This window comes from Citrobacter sp. MNAZ 1397 (genome assembly GCF_023613995.1).
Classification (GTDB): Bacteria; Pseudomonadota; Gammaproteobacteria; order Enterobacterales; family Enterobacteriaceae; genus Phytobacter; species Phytobacter ursingii.
Genome location: NZ_JAKIVH010000001.1, coordinates 1,662,197 through 1,686,617 on the forward strand (window position 1 = coordinate 1,662,197; position 24,421 = coordinate 1,686,617).

Annotated in this window: 21 protein-coding genes and 1 pseudogene; 9 read left to right on the top strand and 13 right to left on the bottom strand. The window is 47.3% G+C overall.

Annotated elements, in window-relative coordinates; genetic code table 11:
- Window positions 1-16 precede the first annotated feature (16 nt).
- Together L2097_RS07665 and L2097_RS07670 are read left to right on the top strand one after the other, a co-directional pair.
- A complete protein-coding gene (locus L2097_RS07665) occupies window positions 17-556 on the top strand; it encodes a septation protein A (protein WP_250352529.1) in 540 nt (179 codons plus the stop codon).
- A gap of 678 nt (window positions 557-1,234) precedes the next feature.
- Window positions 1,235-2,194, top strand: coding sequence for a diguanylate cyclase domain-containing protein (locus L2097_RS07670; RefSeq protein ID WP_250352530.1), 960 nt, complete (start codon window positions 1,235-1,237; stop codon window positions 2,192-2,194).
- Window positions 2,195-2,520: 326 nt separating this feature from the next.
- Here L2097_RS07670 and L2097_RS07675 read toward each other — a convergent pair whose 3' ends face one another.
- The gene (locus tag L2097_RS07675; RefSeq protein ID WP_250352531.1) at window positions 2,521-5,085 is read right to left on the bottom strand and encodes a bifunctional diguanylate cyclase/phosphodiesterase; all 2,565 of its coding nucleotides are present in this window, start codon (window positions 5,083-5,085) and stop codon (window positions 2,521-2,523) included.
- A 674-nt stretch (window positions 5,086-5,759) separates the two neighbouring features.
- Window positions 5,760-6,266, bottom strand: a complete 507-nt coding sequence (locus tag L2097_RS07680; protein ID WP_250352532.1) for a ferritin family protein — start codon at window positions 6,264-6,266, stop codon at window positions 5,760-5,762.
- A gap of 257 nt (window positions 6,267-6,523) precedes the next feature.
- Between L2097_RS07680 and L2097_RS07685 the strand changes: the two are divergent.
- Window positions 6,524-6,786: pseudogene (locus L2097_RS07685) on the top strand (transposase); the annotation flags it as partial.
- Between the two features lie 184 nt (window positions 6,787-6,970).
- Window positions 6,971-7,372: an acyl-CoA thioester hydrolase YciA gene (yciA, locus tag L2097_RS07690; protein WP_047370508.1), complete on the top strand. Its 402-nt coding sequence runs from the start codon at window positions 6,971-6,973 to the stop codon at window positions 7,370-7,372.
- A 28-nt stretch (window positions 7,373-7,400) separates the two neighbouring features.
- Here the strand turns inward: yciA and tonB are convergent, their stop codons facing one another.
- Window positions 7,401-8,123, bottom strand: coding sequence for a TonB system transport protein TonB (tonB, locus tag L2097_RS07695; protein WP_250353142.1), 723 nt, complete (start codon window positions 8,121-8,123; stop codon window positions 7,401-7,403).
- A 219-nt stretch (window positions 8,124-8,342) separates the two neighbouring features.
- Here tonB and L2097_RS07700 point away from each other — a divergent pair, with 219 nt between their 5' ends.
- Window positions 8,343-8,639 (top strand): YciI family protein, encoded by a 297-nt coding sequence (locus L2097_RS07700; RefSeq protein WP_085007829.1) that lies wholly within the window; start codon window positions 8,343-8,345, stop codon window positions 8,637-8,639.
- A gap of 56 nt (window positions 8,640-8,695) precedes the next feature.
- Here L2097_RS07700 and L2097_RS07705 read toward each other — a convergent pair whose 3' ends face one another.
- From L2097_RS07705 to L2097_RS07715, 3 genes are all read right to left on the bottom strand, one after another.
- Entirely contained in the window at window positions 8,696-9,034 is a 339-nt protein-coding gene (locus L2097_RS07705; RefSeq protein WP_047370510.1) for an SMR family transporter, read from the bottom strand.
- Window positions 9,035-9,051: 17 nt separating this feature from the next.
- Complete coding sequence (locus L2097_RS07710; RefSeq protein WP_047370511.1) at window positions 9,052-9,669, bottom strand: LysE family translocator; 618 nt, start codon at window positions 9,667-9,669, stop codon at window positions 9,052-9,054.
- Window positions 9,670-9,733: 64 nt separating this feature from the next.
- Window positions 9,734-9,907 carry a YciY family protein gene (locus L2097_RS07715; RefSeq protein ID WP_139153702.1) on the bottom strand — a complete coding sequence of 58 codons (174 nt, stop codon included), beginning with the start codon at window positions 9,905-9,907 and terminating at the stop codon, window positions 9,734-9,736.
- A gap of 143 nt (window positions 9,908-10,050) precedes the next feature.
- On the opposite strand from L2097_RS07715, the gene cls reads away from it, so the two are divergent.
- Both cls and L2097_RS07725 read left to right on the top strand, forming a co-directional pair.
- Window positions 10,051-11,511 carry a cardiolipin synthase gene (gene cls, locus L2097_RS07720; protein ID WP_047370512.1) on the top strand — a complete coding sequence of 487 codons (1,461 nt, stop codon included), beginning with the start codon at window positions 10,051-10,053 and terminating at the stop codon, window positions 11,509-11,511.
- A 34-nt stretch (window positions 11,512-11,545) separates the two neighbouring features.
- Window positions 11,546-11,875 (top strand): HI1450 family dsDNA-mimic protein, encoded by a 330-nt coding sequence (locus L2097_RS07725; protein WP_047370513.1) that lies wholly within the window; start codon window positions 11,546-11,548, stop codon window positions 11,873-11,875.
- A 40-nt stretch (window positions 11,876-11,915) separates the two neighbouring features.
- On the opposite strand, the gene oppF is transcribed toward L2097_RS07725, so the two are convergent.
- The 6 genes from oppF to L2097_RS07755 form a co-directional block, all read right to left on the bottom strand.
- The gene (gene oppF, locus L2097_RS07730; protein WP_047370514.1) at window positions 11,916-12,920 is read right to left on the bottom strand and encodes a murein tripeptide/oligopeptide ABC transporter ATP-binding protein OppF; all 1,005 of its coding nucleotides are present in this window, start codon (window positions 12,918-12,920) and stop codon (window positions 11,916-11,918) included.
- Window positions 12,917-13,930 (bottom strand): ABC transporter ATP-binding protein, encoded by a 1,014-nt coding sequence (locus tag L2097_RS07735; protein ID WP_250352533.1) that lies wholly within the window; start codon window positions 13,928-13,930, stop codon window positions 12,917-12,919. The genes oppF and L2097_RS07735 overlap by 4 nt, the downstream gene beginning before the upstream one ends.
- 11 nt (window positions 13,931-13,941) lie before the next feature.
- Window positions 13,942-14,850, bottom strand: coding sequence for an oligopeptide ABC transporter permease OppC (gene oppC, locus L2097_RS07740; RefSeq protein ID WP_047370516.1), 909 nt, complete (start codon window positions 14,848-14,850; stop codon window positions 13,942-13,944).
- Between the two features lie 14 nt (window positions 14,851-14,864).
- On the bottom strand, window positions 14,865-15,785 hold the full coding sequence (gene oppB / locus L2097_RS07745) for an oligopeptide ABC transporter permease OppB (protein WP_047370517.1): 921 nt from the start codon (window positions 15,783-15,785) through the stop codon (window positions 14,865-14,867).
- 84 nt (window positions 15,786-15,869) lie between these two features.
- Window positions 15,870-17,501: an oligopeptide ABC transporter substrate-binding protein OppA gene (gene oppA, locus L2097_RS07750; RefSeq protein WP_047370518.1), complete on the bottom strand. Its 1,632-nt coding sequence runs from the start codon at window positions 17,499-17,501 to the stop codon at window positions 15,870-15,872.
- 774 nt (window positions 17,502-18,275) lie between these two features.
- Window positions 18,276-18,923 (bottom strand): YchE family NAAT transporter, encoded by a 648-nt coding sequence (locus L2097_RS07755; protein WP_047370519.1) that lies wholly within the window; start codon window positions 18,921-18,923, stop codon window positions 18,276-18,278.
- A 476-nt stretch (window positions 18,924-19,399) separates the two neighbouring features.
- Here L2097_RS07755 and adhE point away from each other — a divergent pair, with 476 nt between their 5' ends.
- Window positions 19,400-22,081, top strand: a complete 2,682-nt coding sequence (adhE, locus tag L2097_RS07760) for a bifunctional acetaldehyde-CoA/alcohol dehydrogenase (RefSeq protein ID WP_047370520.1) — start codon at window positions 19,400-19,402, stop codon at window positions 22,079-22,081.
- 539 nt (window positions 22,082-22,620) lie between these two features.
- Here the strand turns inward: adhE and tdk are convergent.
- Window positions 22,621-23,235: a thymidine kinase gene (tdk, locus tag L2097_RS07765; protein WP_047370521.1), complete on the bottom strand. Its 615-nt coding sequence runs from the start codon at window positions 23,233-23,235 to the stop codon at window positions 22,621-22,623.
- A 550-nt stretch (window positions 23,236-23,785) separates the two neighbouring features.
- Between tdk and hns the strand changes: the two genes are divergently transcribed.
- A complete protein-coding gene (gene hns, locus L2097_RS07770; protein ID WP_039079166.1) occupies window positions 23,786-24,199 on the top strand; it encodes a histone-like nucleoid-structuring protein H-NS in 414 nt (137 codons plus the stop codon).
- The last annotated feature ends 222 nt before the right edge of the window (window positions 24,200-24,421 follow it).

The window sequence follows — 24,421 nt, forward strand, 5'->3', positions numbered from 1 at the left end:
TTAACGGAACCGTAGAATGAAGCAGTTTCTTGATTTTCTCCCACTGGTAGTGTTTTTCGCGTTTTACAAGCTGTATGACATTTATGCAGCGACGACAGCCCTGATCATCGCTACGGCTGTTGTCCTGATTTATAGCTGGGTGCGTTACCGCAAAGTCGAAAAGATGGCCTTGATTACGTTTATCCTGGTGGCCGTGTTCGGTGGGCTGACGCTATTCTTCCATAATGATGAATTTATTAAATGGAAAGTCACGGTCATCTACGCGCTGTTTGCTGGTGCGCTGCTGTTTAGCCAGTGGGTCATGAAAAAACCGCTTATCCAGCGCATGCTGGGTAAAGAGCTCACGCTGCCGCCAGTGGTTTGGGAACGACTGAACCTCGCCTGGGCGCTGTTTTTCATCCTCTGTGGTCTGGCGAATATCTATATCGCCTTCTGGCTACCGCAGAATATCTGGGTGAATTTCAAAGTGTTTGGTTTAACCGCACTGACGCTCATCTTTACCGTTTTAAGCGGCGTCTATATTTATCGCCATATGCCGCAGGACGATAAATCATAGTGAAGACTAAATATCAATATTTTCAACTGCTTGTTGATTTTATTGGTGCATAAAACGTTCAATAAGCACGCTATCGTATACACATTAAACGAAGCGTGCTTATTTTTTGATGACATTGACTCATCACATCACCTGGCTGTCGTCTTCATCTGTACGGTTAACAAAGCAAGCCACGCTCAAACGAAAATCCCCCCCGGTTCCTGCTTTAACCTTTTCGACATTCACCCATTTCGTATAATTTAAATCTGGCCACTCGGAGAAGCTCGTGTGGACAATTCGCCCATGCCCAACGTGTGAAGAGTACCTTGCTTATCTCACCAATGACGCTGATCGCGTCATTACAGGCGATCCAGAACAGAACCCGTTGGCCGATACGAGGTCGCGCCTTGCACAAATGTTCTTTTGCGTGGTGAACGGCGTTTTTCGCGATTATGTCAGATTGCACATCGTGTAAAAGTTTCTGTCACATTCATCGACTCACTGCTGTCGAGTTGAGTATATATTCCAGACTATCACGGCGGCGTTCACTTCTGCTAAAAAGAAATCAGTTCGGAAATAATAAAATTTGTATGTTAATTTTCATTTTTTATCGTATTTATCGACTAAACTGAGTACAGATTGCCCCATCTTTATATTGTATTTTTAACACGCCACAGCGGAAATAGTTAAGGATATACTATGAAAACGCCAGGAATACCAAAAAATGAAAAGCAAAGACTGCAATCACTTTATTTAATTGACTTAATTGGTAAAAATGGTCTTGCCCGGTTTGACAGACTTACACGATTAGCCAAACAGACATTCGATGTCCCTATCGCTGTTATAAGCCTTCTGGATAAAGACAAACAGTGGCTACTTTCTGCCGTTGGAACAGATGTTGAAGAAACTCCCAGGACGGTCTCCTTTTGCGCTCACGCAATACTTGAGGAGGGTGTCTTCGTTATCCGTGACACTTTAAAAGATACAAGATTTTGTAATAATCCGTATGTGAAGAATCAGCCCAGGGTAAGATTTTATGCCGGGTGTCCCGTGAGATTACCTGATGGCATGATAGCGGGTATAATCTGTGTCGTTGATACTTCTCCACGTTTTTTTTCATCAGACGAGGTTAATACATTACTTGACCTGGCTTCAATTGTGGAAGACGAGTTTGAGCAGATAAGTTTTATGATGACTGATGAAGTGACAGGTTTGCTCAATAAACGAGGATTTTTGAAAAGAGGAGAAGAGCAGATACTTACTTTGTCTCAAAAAAACCTCCCTTTCGCGATGATCACATTTCATTTACTTAACTTTATGGCTATAAATGAACTTCTGGGTAACGCAGAAGGTGAAAACCTGATACAAAAATTCTCAACAATTCTTGAACAAATTGCGGGAGAGCATTGTATTTTAGCTCACGTCGGAAATGGCGTGTTTTATGCGCTCTTAACAAAAACTGACATTTTTAGCGCTGATACGCTACTTCTTCATATACAGAACGAAGTCGATAAATATAACCATAAAAATAAAAAACCATACAGTATGTGTTATTCTTACGGCATGGCGGAAAGTGAAAATGATCCAGCAGGTACTGTGTGGGATTTTGTTATGCAGAGCAACAAGGTTAATTATAGCGAAATCGTCCGTAACACATAAATAGCGGCTGTTAGTGTATCGCTGCTTCATGGATTCGCGTACAGCGAACATATTCATTCAATATCGCGCTGTACGCACTATTTGCATGCATGTGTGCATAGGCAGTATAGAAAAAATGGAGCATTGTTTAGTACTGGCGTCTCCAATTATATTCATTACATGTCAGGAAAACAATGAATTTAATAAAACAGAAAACCTGCTTGAATAATATTTTTCATTTATAAAAATCTTTTCCCTTGCTATCCTTATAATCGCTTTGCACAACGACGCATCATATTACGAGTGATAATATTTAATTTCAAATCCATGTCTTCACCTTCATTTCTTTATTGAAACTCCACTTTTAATTCTGATATTTTAACTGGCTTTCCAATAAAATAACCTTGCACTACATCGCAATGATGCGCTTTAAGAAAAGCAAGCTGCTCCGCATTTTCCACGCCTTCCGCTGTTACTTCGAGGCAATAAGCCTTACCGAGATCAATTATACTTTCAACGATCTTTTTACTATCGGAATCTTTTCCCATTGCTGTTGTAAAACTCTTATCCAGCTTAATTCCGTCAAATTTAAAATTATGCAGATAGCTAATGGATGCATAGCCGGTGCCAAAATCATCAATAAGAAAGCGTACGCCGAGCTCTCTGAGAGATTTCATTGCAGTAAAGGTTCGATCTGGGTCCATTAAAACTACACTTTCCGTCACTTCAATTTCTAATCTTTCAGCCGGAAAACATGTTTTTTCCAGGATACTCTTAACTCTATCAGCGAAATTACTTGACTGAAACTCGATGGCAGAAATGTTTACAGAAACAGAAATAGTTTCGGAATATTGCATTACCTCCTCGCATGCCTTATTGAGTACCCAGTCGCTAAGATTTATGATGAGACCTGATTCCTCCGCCAGAGGTATAAAGTGGTCTGGTGTGAGTATTCCTCTCAGCGGATGAAGCCAGCGAACGAGAGCTTCAACCGCATCGATTTTATTGTCTTTTACATTAAAACGGGGCTGATAGCACAGAAATAATTGACCATCAAAAATGGCCGCTCTGAGCTCCGCCTCCATGCTTAGACGCTGAGAGAGTTGTTCTGACATATCACTGCGATAATAAACCCAGGTGCTTCTGCCAGAATTTTTAGCATGATATAGCGCGAGGTCAGCAAAACGTAATAAATCGCTGGGATTATTCCCCTGTAAGGGAGAAAGTGCGACACCGAGGCTCACGCCTATTGATATTTCATTTCCGTGAATCTTATAAGGCATGCTTATTTCATCGATGATCTTCCTGCAAATGACATCAACTGCATGTGTTCCCCCGATATTATCAAGCAGAACAATAAATTCGTCCCCTCCCTGCCTTGATGCGAGATCACCGTTTTGTATACATTTTTTCAGACGAGCAGAAACTTCCGCCAGTAATGCATCGCCTGTCGCATGTCCAAAAGTGTCATTCACTTGTTTAAACTTATCGAGATCAAGGCTAATCAGGGCTACCGGGTGGTCTTTACCAGCATTAGCCAGTAATTGCCCCGTAAGGAAGTCTTTCATATGGCTGCGGTTTGGCAACCCTGTCAGTTCGTCATGATAAGACAGGTACTGAACACGGCGTAACGCTTCCACCTCTGCCGTAACATCAGTTACAGCCCCCCGAAACCCAGGAGTGCCATCAGGGAATAAAATGTATTTAGCGACAAGGTTGCAATAATACGTTCCGGAACGTGAAGAGAGATACCTGCGGTTGGTAAGTTTGAGAGATGCTCCTGATGGCTGCCGTTTCCTCCAGTCAAGGAGTTCCTCTCCTTCATCCGGAAACAGACCCGTTAGATTTCTTCCCATCCAGTCTTGCGAATGAAGACCTGTGATAACGGAAAACCGTTCTGACAACCAGGTAATTTTAAGGTGGGCATCGGCTTCCCATAACCAGTCGGTAGTGATTTCCATGACATCACGGAATCGTTTTTCGCTTTCTGCTAATGCCAAATGGGTTTTATCAAGAAGGAAAACATTTTCATCAATTATCTTCGCTTTCAGTAGCAGATTTCGCATCATCATGACGATAAGGAAAAATGTTAATATTATCAGTACGATAAAGAGCGGCAATTGGAAAAGAATCAGCGCACGTCCCGGATTCTGGCTATCCCATGTCAGAACAGCATTGTCGCCATTTACATCCGACAGGGTAATCGACATATCGTCATCTGGATCACCTGCCCCGGTTAAACGAACGTTACGGATGCCGTATTCGGCGCCTAATGAGACCAGTTTAGCCGGAGTAAGGCGATAAACGAAAACCATCAGCGAGGGCTTTCCTGGTACTGCAATGACGTTGTTATCACCTCCAATTCTGATCGCGGCCCCTGCAACAATCGAAATACCCTGCTTAGACAGGATCAAGTGAGATACTGCGGCGCCATGATTCGCATCCACGTCTCTTTGCAGGTTTGCTGTTATCTTTGTCCCTGTCCAGTCATCAAGCGGCTCAGTATCACACTGACCATCAACAACGCTATAGCGCGTCATTCCCTCATGGGAGAGAATAAAAACACCTTCATAGCCTAATACCTTAAAAAATGACTCTCCCAGATTCTGGCTGCCCCAGGCCCATCCTGTATCCAGCTCTTTATGCAGATGCTCATAGGCCTCTCCCCAGTCAGAATAGTTTTCAACTTGCGAACGAATACTTTCCTGCCGATAGAGCAGCGCTTTTTTCAGTATTTGCCTGTCATGTCTGTCACGGGCGGTGTTCATATCATGCGTTAATGACAGCAACGACACGAGGGCAGTCAGAAAAATGACTGTCAGGAGGGGAATAATGACGGTAAAAGTTTTTTTAACAAGGTTACGGGATTGCTCAGTATTCCTTTTATGATTGGTGAATGCTTTCCAGTTCATATATGAACCACCGGCTTTAGTTTAACTGCATGGGCAGTAGCTTTAGAAGGATTATCGGCAATATGCGCTGTATCGTTAGCTTTTTTTAACTACCTCTAATTGTGTTAAGTAGATCATACAATTTTCATTTTCACTAACCATTATTGAGGCGTAAAAATAAAATATTTGAGTTGTATCATTATTTTACCTCTGCCATATGACTATGGCGTCTCCAGGACCTTCAAAGTTTCAGTTGACAGAGCGAATGTCATATCACACATCAACAATAGTTGTTTAATGGAATGAAGTAATTTTTACCTTTAATAGTAGACTGGCAAACAATGAGTGGTTTCACGGATACTCAGGTGATAATTCTCCTGGCAATAAGGCAACCTTCGACTGCGATCACGTACGAAATAATTCAAGCTTTCTGACTGCATTTTTCCGAAGGTGATGATGATTAAGGTTGCATTCCACTGCCATTGCAAGAAAAATGACTCAAAGCAGATACCATTCTTATGCCGTCCTCTAATCAAGCAACCTCCGTTCAGTCGTGGATTTAGCTAATTATAACCGATACTACACTGTCAGTGTATAAAGCAAGATGCTTAAAATTATTCAAGCCACATGCAAAACAATGAAAATAATATTTTAATATCAATTAATTATCATGGTTTCGCATTGGGCGCACCGTATCAAATGCAATGTAAGGCTTCTGAAGACCGTGACATTTCAGATAATCTATAATCCTCAGGTTTAAGTTTATTCAAAAGAGTATCACTCTTAAAAAAAGACATTAAAAGATCAGCTTCTTCGAGATAAAAAGGTTTTATTTTTTCAATAAATAATTTAGTTTTAATGTTATTTGTGATTATGGATGCCTTTTCTATTTCCGAAATACCGTTATTTCTTGTGCGATAATCCAATAATATATCATGGATTATGCATTCTAACGAAAGTGCCGATAAGTGAGGAGATAACACACTCTGATAAATAAATGGATTTTGTTGACAATGATTCAAGAAATCATAAAACCGCATAACCCTCGTGACTGAATATTGAGCTAACGCTCTGGAGACTTGAGCAAGCTCTATAAAATCATGGTCAAAAAACCAGGAGCTTGTTGCTATATAGACACCTGCACTCCGATATTCCGTATTCATATGCTGCTTTAGTTTAATAAATAGTTCGCAAGGTAACATAAGCTCCCCCGTACCTGAGATAATATGTGCTTAATATTTCAATGTGTAAATCATGTGCCTGCTAATCAAATAATCCATTAAGTCCATGCATTGATAATTAAGCCAGAGTGAATTCTCTAAGAAGCAGTCGTTAAACATTTGAAATATTTGATGTTAATAATCTATACCCACCGTAATTTAAAAATCAAGCGATATATTAAAAATAACAAGATTAAACCGTATTCATGATCTTTATTTGAACCATCGAAGGAGATCGCTATGACAACTGGAAATCCAGGTACAGCGGCATAGAATCTTCTGATATTAAAAAGAGAAAGGCGCTTGAAGATGAGAACCGCCGTCTCAAACAGATGTTTACCGATCTCGGTCTTGAGAGCCGGGCGCTGAAAGATGTTATCGGAAAAACTTTAAAACAAGCCTTCAGCGTGAGCGACTGGCTCATCTGATAACGACATTCGAAATCAGTATTCGTCAGGCCTTCCGGAGCCTGAATCTGAGCAGAACGGTTTACGATTGCCGCGAATACCGTTCGTGATGCGTCTGCCTGCCGAGGCTGAATTTCAACTGCCAGGGCAAACAGCGTGCCTGTGCGTAACCCAGCAACCCGGCTTTTTTCCCATATATCAGCTTATCTAATTGTTTTCAGCTATAAATCCATAGTAGCATCCTGCCAGAATTCCCCCTTTTTTATTAATGAGATGATCATGTCTAACACTCAGGATGCACCGCAGGGCGAACTTGTCCTGCGCACACTGGCGATGCCGGCGGATACCAACGCAAACGGTGATATTTTTGGCGGCTGGCTGATGTCACAAATGGATATGGGCGGTGCGATCCTTGCTAAAGAGATAGCTCATGGACGTGTCGTCACGGTCCGTGTGGACGGCATGAGTTTCCTGCGTCCAGTCGCTGTGGGCGATGTGGTGTGCTGTTATGCGCGTTGCGTGAAGCGCGGAAATACGTCGATCACCATCAACGTCGAAGTCTGGATTAAAAAGGTCGCCTCAGAGCCTATCGGTCAACGTTATAAGGCCACGGAGGCACTGTTTATTTATGTCGCCGTAGATAACGACGGTAAACCGCGCCCACTCCCGGCGCAGGCATAAAAAAAGCCTCCAACGGAGGCTTTATTGCTTAATCCATTGTCGCGCCACCATCCATGCGGAAGATGATATTGACCGTGATACCGGTGCCCGGTCTACCTGGTTCATAACGCCATTTACGCATGGCCGTTTTCACATCACGTTCAAACATATTCGCTGGTTGCGCTGAAAGAATTTCCACGTTGTCGATACGCCCGTCCGCTAATACGTCAAATTTCACACGAACATGTCCCTCAATACGCAGCGTTTCTGCACGTGGCGGATATTGAGGCTGAGTACGGCTTAATGCCCGCGGAGCTGCCGGGACCGACGGCGCCGGTTTGCTGGTGCTGGCTGGAGCGCTATTCATCACCGGACGCGGCGGAGTATTACTTTCGACCGATGTCGCCGGGCGGGGTTCGGCTGGTTTTGCCTCCCGTTTAGGCTGCTCAACCTTTTTCTCCGGTTTCGGCTTCGGTTTGGGTTTTGGCTTTGGTTCAGGTTTGTGGATGACCACCGGCGCCTCTTTGGGTGGCTCCGAAACGGGCTCGGGCTCGGGTTCGGGTTCCACGACGGGTTCTGGTGGCGGCTGCACCGCCTGCGGCGGTTCCAGCTCGGCCGGTGTCACCATAGTCACCGTAATCGGCGAAGCGGGTGCCGGTAATTCAATAACCTGATGTACCGAGGCATACAAGATGGCCGCCACAATAGCGCCATGCATACCGACGGACAACAGTGTCGGCCAGGGAAAGCGACGGGGTAAATCAAGGGCCATTGAAGTCATAATCGTTTCAGTTGAAAAAGCAAAGCTAGATTCTAAATGCAAATAGCAATCATATTCAACCAGCCAACGCATCTGACCGTTTTTTTGCGCGTTTTCGGTTAAAAAAAGCACACAATGAAAAGGGATACCTTTCTGCCTTCATCTTTGCGTTGCAGGTATTTATGGATTCACATAACGTAATGGTTTTCTCATGGTGAAGGAGCCCTACCCGTGCTTTACGTTATTTTCTCGCAGGACGTCGCTGATTCTCTCGAAAAACGCCTTTCCGTGCGCCCTGCTCACCTGGCGCGCCTGCAAATGTTGCATGATGAAGGTCGCTTATTAACGGCAGGCCCCATGCCAGCCGTTGACAGTAACGACCCGGGTGCTGCGGGTTTTACCGGCTCTACCGTTATCGCAGAATTTGAATCTCTGGAAGCGGCACAGGCCTGGGCCGATGCTGACCCGTATGTTGCGGCAGGGGTTTACCAGCAGGTCACCGTGAAACCGTTTAAAAAAGTATTCTGATTTGCCAGAAACAATAAAGGGGTAAGAATACACATTACCCCTTATTTTACCGGCCTTTAATGGGCGATGGTTTTCGAGAACACATTAATGATTACCACGCCTGCAATAATTAATCCCATCCCCAGCATCGCCGGAAAATCCAGTTTCTGCCCATGCATAATCCAGCCGACGGTACCAATTAATACGATGCCTGCCCCGGACCAGATCGCGTAAATTATTCCGGTAGGTATGGTGCGCATAGGAATGGTCAGGCACCAGAAGGCAATACAATAGCCGACAATACTGATAATGCTGGGTACCAGACGGGTAAAACTGTCAGACGATTTAAGCGCAGTGGTCGCGATGACTTCGGAGATAATCGCAAGGGCGAGAAAAATAATGGCTTCTTTATTCATGGTTATCCACTGACAAATTAACGTTTACTTAGCGCAAGACGCGTTGCGAAGAGCAAAAACACAACACCGGTTGTGCGATCCATCCAACGTATAACGGCTTCTTTACGTAAAAATGATGACAACGGGCGCGTCGCCGCAATTAATGTTGTCGACCATACGGTTCCCAGCACCACGTGGATCATTACCAGGCCAAATGTCCAAATAATGAGAGGCTGTCCATGCGGAATAAACTGTGGCAAAAAAGAGACATAGAAAATACCCATTTTCGGGTTCAGCACATTGCCTAACATGCCACGAATGAACCAGTTCTGCTTTTTATCTTCATCGGCAACAGAAAAAACAGCGGTACGCGGGCGAAAGAGCATATTCAGTCCCAGCCAGCATAAATAGGCAGCACCACAATATTTAAGAATGGCGTACGCGAGCTCCGATACCGCAACTAATGCCCCAAGGCCAAAAGCAACGGCGGCTCCCCAAATAAGACAACCGGTGTTAATGCCGAAGGCGGCTTTAAATGCCTGACTACGTCCCTCCACTGCGGCAGTACGTAAAATTAGCGCGGTATCGAGACCCGGTGTGAGCGTAAGCAGTGTCGCCGCAAAGGTAAAAGCAATCAAACTATCGATAACAGACATTGCGCATTCACCTTTTTAAGAACCCTATAAAAAACTGTGGGCACCATGAAGGTGCCCATGATCATCAGAACCCGTAAAAATCAAAAACTAACGCATTGCGATGCCGATTTAGGATACACTTTCTAATCGAGTGGATACGCATATTGCGACGGGACTGCCCTTCCAGCCAGCGCGCTTTGCGACGACTGGTCTGTCGTGACATGCGCCAGCGCCCCACTTCCGTTCTACTACGCTTCATTTTTACGACTCTTTCCTGAAACAGAAGCCCCATTATAAACCCTGGTCGCCACCAGACCACCCCTTTTCAGCGCCGTTTTTATTTGCCAGATGAGTCCTTATGCGTAAACTCCTTATATCAGATTTTCAAAAGGATTTTTTGTTATGACAACCTTCTACACGGTTGTGAGTTGGCTGATCATTTTGGGCTACTGGCTGCTCATCGCAGGTGTGACGCTTCGCATCCTGATGAAGCGCCGGGCGGTCCCCTCTGCCATGGCGTGGCTACTGATTATTTATATTCTCCCTCTGGTGGGAATTATTGCTTATCTTTCCGTTGGGGAACTACATCTTGGCAAACGCCGGGCAGAACGCGCTCGTGCGATGTGGCCATCCACCGCCAAGTGGTTAAAAGACCTTAAGACCTATCATCATATTTTCGCTACTGAAAACAGCAGCGTTGCCACTTCACTGTTCAAACTCTGCGAACGGCGTCAGGGCATTGCGGGCGTGAAAGGGAATCAACTCCAGCTTCTGACCTCCTCAGACGACGTTATGCAGGCATTAATCCGCGACATTCAGCTTGCCCGCCATAACATCGAGATGGTGTTTTATATCTGGCAGCCGGGGGGAATGGCCGATCAGGTCGCTGAATCCTTGATGGCTGCCGCCCGGCGCGGCGTACATTGCCGCTTAATGCTTGATTCAGCGGGCAGCGTAGCCTTTTTTCGCAGTCCGTGGGCCGATATGCTGCGCAACTCCGGGATTGAAGTGGTTGAGTCGCTAAAAGTTAATCTGATGCGTGTCTTTTTGCGTCGGATGGACCTGCGCCAGCACCGTAAGATGATCCTCATCGATAATTACATCGCTTATACCGGCAGTATGAATATGGTGGATCCTCGTTTCTTCAAACAGGATGCTGGCGTCGGTCAATGGGTCGATTTGATGGCTCGCATGGAAGGCCCGGTTTCTACCGCGATGGGAATCGTCTACTCCTGCGACTGGGAAATAGAGACCGGTAAACGCATCCTCCCACCGCCGCCCGATGCCAATATCATGCCGTTCGAGCAGGCCAGCGGACATACCATCCACACCATCGCCTCCGGCCCGGGGTTCCCGGAAGATCTTATTCACCAGGCGTTGTTGACCGCGGTTTATGCCTCGCGCGAATACCTGATTATGACGACCCCCTACTTCGTCCCCAGCGATGATCTTCTGCATGCCATTTGTACCGCCGCGCAGCGAGGCGTGGACGTCAGCATTATCCTGCCGCGTAAGAATGACTCGGTGCTTGTTGGCTGGGCCAGTCGGGCCTTTTTCACCGAGCTGCTGGCTGCGGGGGTAAAAGTCTATCAGTTTGAAGGTGGGCTTCTGCATACTAAAAGCGTGCTGGTCGATGGCGAGTTAAGCCTGGTGGGAACAGTGAACCTTGATATGCGTAGTCTGTGGCTTAATTTCGAGATTACGCTGGTTATTGACGATACCGGGTTTGGCAGCGATCTGGCCGCCGTTCAGGATGATTATATCTCGCGTTCTCGCTTACTGGACGCGCGTCTGTGGGTTAAGCGTCCGTTCTGGCACCGGATTGCAGAACGACTGTTTTACTTCTTTAGCCCATTGCTGTAAAACGTGCCCAAATGATATTAAACAGGTAGTCATTATGGAAATGGATCTGAACAACCGCCTGAGCGAAGACGAAACGCTGGAGCAGGCTTACGATATTTTTCTCGAACTTGCGGCGGATAATCTCGATCCGGCAGACATCATTCTGTTCAATCTTCAGTTTGAAGAGCGTGGCGGTGCGGAATTGTTTGATCCAGGCGAAGACTGGCAAGAGCACGTTGATTACGATCTAAATCCGGACTTTTTCGCAGAAGTGGTCATTGGCCTGGCGGATAGTGACGGCGGCGAAATCAATGATGTATTTGCCCGCGTACTGCTCTGTCGAGAGAAAGACCATAAGTTGTGCCATATTCTCTGGCGCGAGTGATGGTAAAAAGAAAAGGCTGACTTTCGTCAGCCTTTTTCATTTAGAGCGGGTCGACCTTAAGACAGGAGACCGCGTGACGGAAACTTCCTTCCAGAACCGGGCGCGTTTGTGCGCACTCGGGGCCAGCAATCGGGCAACGCGTGCGGAACACGCAGCCTGATGGCGGATTGATTGGCGAAGGCAAATCCCCTTCCAGCAACTGAATCTGCTTATTCTTTTCCAGATCCGGGTCCGGAATCGGTACGGCAGACATCAATGCTTTGGTATAAGGATGCTGTGGATTGTGGTACACCTCGTCATAGGTTCCCAGCTCTACAGCATGGCCAAGATACATTACCAGAACACGATCAGAGATGTGCTTCACCACCGCCAGGTCGTGGGCGATAAATATCAGCGACAACCCCATTTCCCGCTGCAGTTTTTGCAGCAAGTTGACTACCTGCGCCTGGATAGACACATCCAGGGCGGAAACCGGTTCGTCACAGATAATCAACTTCGGTTCGAGGATCAGCGCACGCGCAATACCGATACGCTGACACTGGCCGCCGGAGAACTCGTGCGGGTAGCGGTTAATCAGGTTGGGCAGCAGGCCCACTTTCATCATCATGGTTTTGACGCGGTCACGCACTTCCTGACGCGGCATTTTCGGATGATACGTACGCAGCGGTTCTGCAATGATTTCACCAATCGTCATACGCGGGTTCAGGGACGCCAGCGGGTCCTGGAAAATCATCTGAATGTCACTGCGCACATCGCGCCACTCATCAGGCTTCATACCGAGCAAATCTTTGCCCAGCCAGGCCACTTTACCGTCGGTGGCTTTGACCAGACCAATAATCGCACGGGCAAAAGTCGATTTTCCGCAACCGGACTCGCCCACGACCCCCAGGGTTTCCCCTTCATACAAACGAAGCGTGACGCCGTCTACCGCTTTCAGTGTTTTGGATGGTTGCCAGAACCATTGCTTACCGTCTTTAATGTCGAAATGGACTTTCAGGTCAGCAATTTCAAGGAGTACTTTTCTTTCTTCAGTAACGGCATTCATACCAGTTCCTCCACCGGCTTAAAGCAGGCGCGCAAACGTCCCGGGGCAAACTCCTCCAGCGGCGGAGTACTGTTACAGATTTCCATCGCATGCGGGCAACGCGGCTGGAACGGACACCCTTTTGGCAACCGCAACAGGTTCGGCGGATTACCGGGGATGGTCAGCAACTCTTCGCCTTCGGCGTCAAGGCGCGGTACAGCATTGAGCAGACCGATAGAATAGGGATGTGCCGGATGGTAGAACACATCGCGCGCCACCCCGTATTCCATGGTACGCCCGGCGTACATGACCAGCACTTTGTCACAGATGCCCGCAACAACGCCGAGATCGTGGGTAATCATGATAATGGCGGTGTTGAATTCGCGCTTAAGTTCGTTGAGCAACGTCATGATCTGCGCCTGCACGGTCACATCCAGGGCGGTGGTCGGTTCGTCTGCAATCAGCAGCTTCGGTCGACACATTAACGCCATGGCAATCATCACGCGCTGGCGCATCCCGCCGGAGAACTCATGCGGATACATCTTCATACGCTTACGCGCTTCCGGCATTTTCACCGCGTCGAGCATTTTGACTGACTCTTCAAACGCTTCGGCCTTACTCATGCCTTTATGCAACATCAGCACTTCCATTAACTGCTCGCCGACCCGCATATAGGGATTTAGCGAGGTCATCGGATCCTGGAAAATCATGGAGATCTGTTCAGCACGCAGCTTATTCAGCGCATGTTCCGGCAAATTCAGGATCTCTTTGCCATTGAATTTCGCCGAACCACCAATACGCCCATTCGATGCCAACAGCCCCATCAGTGCAAATGCGGTCTGAGATTTGCCCGAACCAGATTCACCCACGATACCCAGCGTCTCACCGGCGCGGAGGCTGAAATTCAGGTCGTTTACCGCCGTAACGTCACCATCCGGCGTTTTAAAAGTTACTCGCAGATCGTTAACATCCAGAAGAATGTCCGAATGCTGCTGCGCCTGTGGCGCCAATGAGGTTTCATGCTTGCTCACAACAGCACTCCTTAACGATCTTTCGGGTCGAGGGCATCACGTAACCCATCGCCGATAAAGTTGAAACAGAACAGCGTCACCACCAGGAAGCCTGCCGGAAACAACAACAGCCACGGGGAAACTTCCATTGAGTTCGCGCCATCGCTGAGCAAAGCGCCCCAACTGCTTAACGGTTCTTGCGTCCCCAGGCCAAGGAAACTGAGGAAAGATTCAAACAGAATCATGCTCGGTACTAACAGCGAGGCATACACCACCACCACGCCCAGCACGTTCGGAACGATATGGCGAATCACGATATTGCCAGTCGATACACCGCCGACCTGAGCAGCCTCGATAAACTCTTTGCGTTTGAGGCTGAGCGTTTGACCACGAACGATACGCGCCATATCCAGCCAGGAAACCATACCGATCGCCACAAAAATAAGCAGGATGTTTTGCCCGAAAAATGTCACCAGCAGGATGACGAAGAACATAAACGGGAAAGAGTTGAGGATCTCAAGCAGACGCATCATCACGGAGTCCACTTTACCGCCGAGGTAGCCGGACAGGGAGCCGTAAAGCGTCCCCAGGATAACCGCAACCAGCGCGGCTGCAATGCCGACCATCAGCGAAATACGTCCACCAATGGCAACGCGCACCAGCAGATCACGGCCGGATGAATCCGTACCAAAATAGTGGCCGGAGGTTGTATCAGGGGCACTGGACATCATGCCCCAGTCCGTATCGAAGTAACTAAACTGCGACAGCATCGGCGCAAGGGCCACGAAGAGCGCGATAAATAACAACACCACCAGACTGGCGACCGCCGCGCGGTTGTGCATAAAGCGACGGCGAGCATCCTGCCAGAGACTGCGACCTTCTACTTCCAGTTTTTCACTGAAGTTTTCCAGCGCCTCGCTGTTTTTTTTACTTAACATCATGGCGTACTCCAGTGTTAATAACGAATTTTCGGATCGATAACGGCATACAGCACATCAACGATCGCGTTAAATAAAATAGTCAACGTCCCTACCAGTATGGTCAAACTTAATACCAGCGAGTAATCACGGTTTAATGCGCCATTCACAAACAGCTGACCGATACCCGGCAAACCATAAATCGTTTCGATAACCATCGAGCCGGTGATAATCCCGACAAAGGCAGGCCCCATATAGGAGAGCACAGGTAATAACGCGGGTTTAAGCGCATGGCGGAAAATAATGCGCCGCATCGGTAAGCCTTTCGCACGTGCGGTACGAATAAAGTTCGAATGCAGCACCTCTATCATTGAGCCACGTGTTATACGCGCAATGCTGGCGATATAGGCCAGAGACAATGCGACCATCGGCAGGATCATGAATTTTGGCGCGCCGCCATTCCATCCCCCGGCAGGTAACCATTTAAGCGTAATGGCGAATATCATCACCAGCAGCGGCGCAACCACGAAGCTCGGTATTACAACCCCGGTCATCGCCAGCCCCATCACGGAATAGTCCCATTTGGTATTTTGTTTCAGCGCGGCGATGACACCTGCGCTCACGCCAAAAATCACCGCCAACAAAAATGCCGCAGCGCCTAACTTCGCGGAAACGGGGAAGCTGGCAGCGACCAGATCATTCACCGTGTAATCTTTATATTTAAATGACGGCCCAAAATCACCGTGCGCAAGCTGTTTCAGATAGCTGGCGTATTGGGTCAGAATCGGATCGTTCAGATGATATTTCGCTTCGATGTTCGCCATGACTTCTGGCGGCAGCGTACGCTCACCGGTAAAAGGACTACCCGGCGCAAGGCGCATCATAAAGAATGAGATCGTGATAAGAATAAATAGCGTCGGAATCGCTTCCAGACAGCGACGTAGGATAAATTTCAACATTGCCCGTACCTTCTGGCCTGTGCCTTTGTAGTGCGATGAAATAAGACACTGTGGGGCAGGATGACCCTGCCCCACTCATTGCCATTAATGCTTGATAATATACAAGTTTTTAACGTAGATATTATCCATCGGGTCTTTACCGGTATAACCACCCACCCACGGTTTCACCAGACGGGCGTTCACGTAGTAATACACCGGGACGATCGCAGAGTCTTTATCAAGTTGCTGTTCAGCCTTGGTATAGAGCTCGGTGCGTTGCGCTTCGTCGGTAACTTGCAGCGTGTCGGCAATCAGCTTATCAAAGGCCGGGCTCTTATAGTGCGCGGTGTTGTTAGAGCTGTCAGACAGCATGGTATTCAGGAAGGATGTCGGTTCGTTATAGTCCGCACACCAGCCTGCACGCGCCACGTCAAAGGTGCCCTGATGACGGCTGTCAAGGAAGGTTTTCCATTCCTGGTTCTCCAGCTTGACGTCCACACCGAGGTTTTTCTTCCAGATAGAAGCAACGGCGATAGCCAGTTTTTTGTGCAGGTCAGACGTGTTGTACAGCAGGTTGAATGTCAGCGGCTTGTCAGCAGTGTAACCTGCTTCTGCCAGCAGTTTTTTCGCTTCTGCGTTACGTTTGTCTTGTGACCACTTAAACCATTCCGGCTCAACCAGTTTTGCACCGTCAGTGTATGGCGGAGTGTAACTGTATGCCGGCAAGTCACCCTGGTTTTTCACTTTGTTGACAATAATGTCACGATCAAGAGCCAGTTTCAGCGCGGTACGAACGCGAACGTCAGTGAACGGCGCTTTCTGGTTGTTGATTTCGTAGTAATAAGTACACAGATAGGGGTCAACGTGGACTTCTTTTGGAATTTCTTGTTTCAGTTTCTGGAACAGTTCAATCGGCATGTTGTTATAGGTCATGTCGATTTCACCGCTGCGATAGCGGTTAACGTCAGTCACTTCTGAGGAAATAGGCAGGTAAGTAACCTGATTAATCACCGTTTTCGCGTTATCCCAGTAATTGGTATTACGCTCAAGCACGATACGTTCGTTGACCACCCAATCTTTCAGTTTGTACGCGCCGTTAGTAACGATGTTCGCGGGCTGGGTCCATTTGTCACCGAATTTCTCGACAACGGCTTTCGGTACCGGGGAGACGGAAGGATGTACCAACAATTTGTAGAAGTAAGGAACCGGTTCGCTCAACGTCACTTCAAAAGTATTGTCATCAATCGCTTTTACGCCCAGGTCTGAGGTTGGTTTTTTACCGGCGATGATGTCATCGATATTCGCAATGTGACCATATTGCAGGTAGCTGGCGTATGGGGATGCAGTTTTTGGGTCTGCCAGACGCTGCCAGCTATAGACAAAGTCGTGTGCCGTAACCGGCGAACCATCGGACCATTTCGCATCTTTACGGAGATGGAAAGTCCAGACTTTAAAGTCTTTGTTTTCCCACTTTTCAGCAACACCCGCGCTCGGATGGCCTTCAACGTCTGATACTAACAGACCTTCAAACAAATCGCGGCTTACGTTCGATTCCGGCACGCCTTCAATTTTATGCGGATCAAGCGACTGTACTTCAGAGCCGTTATTACGAACCAGCGTTTGTTTCTCTGCCAGTTGAACGCCAGCAGGAACATCCGCCGCCATGGCTACGTTACCTGCAATTAGCGCGGTGAGAATTCCAGCCGCTACGAGACTTTTTTTTGTGATGATGGACATTGTGTTGATACTCCACTCATTATAATTACTGACATTAATGCCAGCCTGTTTTGTCCCCTGAGGGGGGCCTGTACAGCGCAGGAGCTTTTGGCTGCTGTCAGGCATCGTTTACTGCTTGCTATCACCGACTTTATTTCTTACAAGCCGCTCGGATGGCGCCCTTACGTCGATTTCATCTACGTCTCCCCTGTCGAGACGCATGTTACTTTTGCATGACGAGATTTTTATTTGAAAATAATTCTCATCTGCGCGTGTTCTTATTGCAAATATAGGGCCGGAAAGTACCAAATGGCCCATTCCGTCGCCAATACAATTTGCAAATTTGTTAACTAATTCTCTTTTATTAGCGCTTCTATCAGTACTGCAAGAACTTACAGTCATGCGCTAAGAAAAAATTAGTCTTTTCAATCAGGCAGATAGATAGTAATTCATCGTCGTTGTTACATTTGCAATACGATTGCGTATTTTTTGCACAAAAAATCAACATTCGATTATTATCTAGCACATTTGTCTGCCTGAGCGAAGAAATTACTAATATCATTTCAATTATCTGACAGCAAGCCCCAGAGTATCGTGTGAGGGAAATAACAGTGTTGATGGATGAATTTATCGCCAGTCGGCAATGCAACAAAATGTAATTAACTGAAATTTAAGGTTTTATTTAAATCATGTTGATTTATTATATTTATGGTTTTTTCTGACTTTAGTTATATGATTTGCTGATAATGCTGCGTTTCCAACGCCCTGCGCAGCATTATTTTCGCCTCAGGCAAGTTAGTGCAGTAACCCCGGAAATATTCCTTTTACGCCAGCAACGATAAATTCAATACCCAGCGCCATGAGCAATAAGCCCATGATACGGGTTATCACGTTAATCCCGGTTTGGCCAAGAAGACGCACCAGCCAGGGTGCGATGCGAAACACCCCCCACGAACAAAAAGCAAAAAGGGCTATTGCGACTGAAAACCCAGCGAGGTATTCCACGCTGTGGTAACGCGTTCCCCAGACAATTGTCGAACTGATTGCACCCGGCCCTGCCATTAAAGGTAAGGCGAGAGGCACAACGCCAATACTCTCTCTGATCGCAGTTTCTGATTTCTCCTGTTTATTCTGTTTATCTTCCCCCAGCTTACCGCTGATCATCGACATCGCGATGGTTACCACCAGAATCCCGCCGGCAATACGAAATGAATCAATTGAAATACCGAACAACTGAAGAATCGCATCACCCAGAAAAAGTGATGTCCAGAGAATGATGGCAACAGAAAGGTTAGCAGTCAGATTGGTTTTATTCCGCGCCCCGGCAGTTTGATAGCTGGTCATACTGATAAAGACAGGGATGATACCGATGGGGTTTACCAACGCGAACAGGCCGATGAAAAACTTAAACCAGGTTGGAAAGTCAAACAATGTTTGAGTCACAGAGTGCTCCGCAGCAGTGCAAGGCAAAAAGAAAGAAGGTATGTAAACAATAAGACCCTGCTAAATATACGATTATTTGTAGCATATCTCACCCTAAATCCTGTCATCTTCCCTACATCCTGGCATGTTATGCATTTGTACTAATTATGATAATGTTAGCTAGCGCCGCCCTTTTATCATTAACATTTGATACAAATGCCCAAAAATAGCCTGCTGAAAGGTGTCAGCTTTGCTGTAACTTGATTTAGATCACGTAATCGGTACTCAGAAGTGAGTACTCTTGGAGACGTCGTCAGGGAGTAGAACCATCTGTTTTAATGATGTTTCGTTGAGGCTCTTTCAGTAAATCAGTTAGGTTGGGCGAGGCGTTAACTACTTGTTTTTCTGTAATTTACGCAACCTGCACCCGGTCTGTCTATACTGTCGTTTCGGACAGCTGGTTTACTAAAAGAGTTTAACATTATCAGGAGAGCATTATGGCTGTTACTAATGTCGCTGAACTTAACGCACTCGTCGAACGTGTGAAGAAAGCCCAGCGTGAATATGCCAACTTTACTCAAGAGCAAGTTGACAAGATCTTCCGCGCCGCCGCCCTGGCTGCCGCTGATGCCCGTATCCCTCTCGCTAAAATGGCTGTTGCCGAATCCGGCATGGGTATCGTCGAAGATAAAGTGATTAAAAACCACTTTGCTTCTGAATATATCTACAACGCCTATAAAGATGAGAAAACCTGCGGCGTCCTTGAGGAAGATGACACTTTTGGTACCATCACCATCGCTGAACCTATCGGTATTATCTGCGGTATTGTTCCGACGACTAACCCAACTTCTACTGCAATCTTCAAGTCACTGATTAGCCTGAAGACCCGTAACGCCATTATTTTCTCCCCACACCCACGTGCTAAAGATGCAACGAACAAAGCGGCTGATATCGTTCTGCAGGCGGCTATCGCTGCGGGCGCACCAAAAGATCTGATTGGCTGGATTGACCAACCGTCTGTTGAACTGTCTAACGCTTTAATGCACCACCCTGACATCAACCTGATCCTCGCGACCGGCGGCCCAGGCATGGTGAAGGCAGCATACAGCTCCGGTAAACCGGCTATCGGCGTAGGCGCAGGCAATACCCCAGTTGTCATCGACGAAACTGCAGATATCAAACGTGCTGTCGCCTCTGTTCTGATGTCCAAAACCTTCGACAACGGCGTTATCTGTGCTTCCGAACAGTCTGTTGTGGTTGTTGATTCTGTTTACGACGCGGTTCGCGAACGTTTTGCTACCCACGGCGGCTACCTGCTGCAGGGTAAAGAGCTGAAAGCTGTTCAGGACATTATCCTGAAAAATGGCGCGTTGAACGCCGCTATCGTTGGTCAACCGGCATACAAAATCGCTGAACTTGCAGGTTTCACTGTTCCGGCAACGACCAAAATTTTGATCGGCGAAGTGACTGTTGTTGACGAAAGCGAACCGTTCGCTCACGAAAAACTGTCCCCGACTCTGGCGATGTACCGCGCTAAAGATTTCGACGATGCGGTAGAAAAAGCAGAGAAACTGGTTGCCATGGGCGGTATCGGTCATACCTCTTGCTTGTACACCGACCAGGATAACCAGCCGGCTCGCGTGCAGAAATTCGGCGCGGAAATGAAAACCGCACGTATTCTGATCAACACCCCAGCCTCTCAGGGTGGTATCGGCGACCTTTATAACTTCAAACTCGCACCTTCCCTGACTCTGGGTTGTGGTTCCTGGGGTGGTAACTCCATCTCTGAAAACGTTGGTCCGAAACACCTGATCAACAAGAAAACCGTTGCTAAGCGAGCTGAAAACATGTTGTGGCACAAACTTCCGAAATCTATCTACTTCCGCCGTGGCTCTCTGCCAATCGCGCTGGATGAAGTGATTACTGATGGTCACAAACGCGCGCTGATCGTGACTGACCGCTTCCTGTTCAACAACGGCTATGCAGACCAGATCACTTCTGTACTGAAAGCGGCTGGCGTAGAAACAGAAGTCTTCTTCGAAGTTGAAGCTGACCCGACACTGACTATCGTACGTAAAGGCGCAGAGCTGGCGAACTCTTTCAAACCTGACGTGATTATCGCGCTGGGTGGTGGTTCCCCGATGGATGCGGCAAAAATCATGTGGGTAATGTACGAGCATCCGGAAACCCATTTCGAAGAACTGGCGCTGCGCTTTATGGATATCCGTAAACGTATCTACAAGTTCCCGAAAATGGGTGTGAAAGCGAAAATGGTTGCTATCACCACTACTTCCGGTACGGGTTCAGAAGTCACACCGTTCGCTGTGGTAACTGACGATGCGACTGGCCAGAAATATCCGCTGGCAGATTATGCACTGACTCCGGACATGGCGGTTGTCGACGCGAATCTGGTCATGGACATGCCGAAATCACTGTGTGCATTCGGTGGTCTGGATGCGGTAACCCACGCGCTGGAAGCTTATGTTTCTGTACTGGCGTCTGAGTTCTCCGATGGTCAGGCTCTGCAGGCTCTGAAATTGCTGAAAGAAAACCTGCCAGCGTCCTACCATGAAGGTTCTAAAAACCCGATTGCACGTGAGCGTGTACATAGTGCCGCTACCATCGCGGGCATCGCGTTTGCGAACGCCTTCCTCGGTGTGTGTCACTCCATGGCGCATAAACTGGGTTCGCAGTTCCATATCCCGCACGGTCTGGCCAACGCCCTGTTGATCGCGAACGTTATCCGCTATAACGCGAATGACAACCCGACTAAACAGACTGCATTCAGCCAGTACGACCGTCCGCAGGCTCGCCGCCGTTATGCAGAAATCGCTGATCACCTGGGTCTGACTTCTGTCGGTGACCGCACTGCTGCGAAAATCGAGAAACTGCTGGCATGGCTGGAAACCATTAAAGCTGAACTGGGCATTCCTAAGTCAATCCGTGAAGCAGGCGTTCAGGAAGCTGACTTCCTTGCTCATGTTGACAAACTGTCCGAAGATGCGTTCGATGACCAGTGTACCGGTGCTAACCCGCGTTACCCGCTGATCTCCGAGCTGAAACAGATCCTGCTGGATACCTACTACGGACGTGAGTTCAAAGAAGGCGCAACAGCAGAAGTGAAAGCAGAAGCGGTTAAAACGGATAAAGCAGACAAAAAAGCGAAGAAAACCGCTTAATTGTCTTATCCAGCATAACCCGTCTGATGGCTAACCCCTGTCAACGAAGATGATCGGTTAAACGGTCCGGCGGGTTGACGATAAAAGCCTCATCAATTCTTTGATGGGGCTTTTTTATATTTGCTATCCGGCTTGACGCCACCCCGAGTTCTCAGCGCCCTCCTCGCTTTCCTGCTATCAGATGCCACTTCTGCAGAATGGGTGTCTGATCCCTATCCGTAAGCGTAAGCGTAAACGTCCCAGAAGCATGCATTGCGTGGCTGATGGTGAGAGCAGGTCAGTGAATTCGCACGTCCTGATGCATCTGAGCATGCATGAGGCTGGAATAAAGTAAAAGCGGGTACAGCATGCGGGAAAAAATTGTCAGGCCGTGTGCCCTGATGTCGCGATAACGCCCGTTAGCCCGACAATCAGGGTAAATACGCCAGGCGATGCGGACAGCGTCCCAGGCGCAGAGTCTGATACTTGTGAGCTCTGGCCTGTTGGCAGTTTCTTTATGTCTGTAATCAATCAGGTGAGCGCGTAGACATACAGGAGCATTACCCTCTTATACGCGCCTGAATAGCGGCCAGAGAGCCTTCTGCGAGCGCCTCCTTATAATGTTTGCGGCAAACGGACACATAGCGCTCATTACCACCAATAACGACTTGCTCACCCTCATTATATGGTCGCCCGGCTTGATCAAGTCGCAGCACCATGCTGGCTTTACGCCCGCAGAAACAGATAGTTTTTAGTTCGACCAGTTTATCTGACCACGCCAGAAGATATTGGCTGCCGATAAACAACTCGCCGCGGAAATCCGTTCGTAATCCATAACAGAGCACGGGAATATCAAGTTCATCGACGACCTCGGACAACTGATATACCTGCTGGCGGGATAAAAATTGACTTTCATCAACTAAAACGCAGTGGATAGGCTCGCGCTGATGCTCTGCATTAATTTCATCTTTAAGGGATGTGTTTTGGTTAAAAAGACGCGCTGGCGATGATAAACCAATTCGAGAACTTACCTTCCCTGCACCAAAGCGGTCATCAATCTCCGCTGTATAGACCAGCGTCCGCATGCCACGTTCCTGATAATTGTAGGAAGACTGTAGTAAAGCCGTGGATTTTCCGGCATTCATCGCTGAGTAGTAGAAATAAAGTTGCGCCATTGCCCGCAAGACCCCAATCAAAGTGTGATATTCCTCAGCAGGATTGTATCATATTTTAACGTGCCTCCCGGAATGCCGAACGCACACTTTACTTAGCTTCCTGACATGATTTCGTTGATATACTTCACGCTATTTCCCTGCGCAAGCTGTTGCTGCCAAAGAAACAAACAATAAGCGTACCGCATCTTGCCTGGGTATAAAAAACAAGAAATTTCAGCGCCAGGCACAAGAAATTATTAATGTTTTATGCAAAACGATGCTGTTGTGAACACTAATAAAAAAGGTTGATATTTATCCATCGAAACTATAATTCGTATGAGATTAATCAGTTAAAAACGCCGATTAAACACCTGAACCGTTTGGGTGATAATGCTTTCAATATGGCTTTTTTGTGCGGTTCCGCAAGAAAAATTTAAGTTAGCGGTTTTTAAAAATGAGGTAAATAAAGAGGAAATTTGAATTCCTTACATTCTCACCTATTGCACTACTCAAATTAACGCTCTATTATTAGCTCAACAAACCACCCCAATATAAGTTTGAGATTACTACAATGAGCGAAGCACTTAAAATTCTGAACAACATCCGTACTCTTCGTGCGCAGGCAAGAGAATGCACTCTGGAAACGCTCGAAGAAATGCTGGAAAAATTAGAAGTGGTCGTTAACGAGCGTCGTGAAGAAGAAAGCGCTGCAGCTGCTGAAATCGAAGAACGTACTCGTAAACTGCAGCAATATCGCGAAATGCTGATTGCTGACGGTATTGATCCGAATGAACTGCTGAACAGCATGGTCGCTGCTAAAACCGGAACTAAAGCTAAACGCGCTGCACGTCCGGCTAAATATAGCTACGTTGACGAAAACGGCGAAACTAAAACCTGGACCGGCCAGGGCCGCACCCCGGCAGTAATCAAAAAAGCGATGGACGAACAAGGTAAACAACTGGAAGACTTCCTGATCCAGGAATAATCCTAAGCCTTTATGAAAAATCCCGCCAATGGCGGGATTTTTTTTAACCAGTTTTTTACCCTTGTTGCGAAGCAATATTGCATAGCGGTGAAGATAAGCGTGCATTGCTGATGATTTTTGCTCACCTACATTCCCGTATTGATATTCCCTCTTAGCGCAAAGATCTCTCACGGCGCATGGTCAACCATCCCGAAGATGCCTGATGGCAATAAAAAAGCCGGA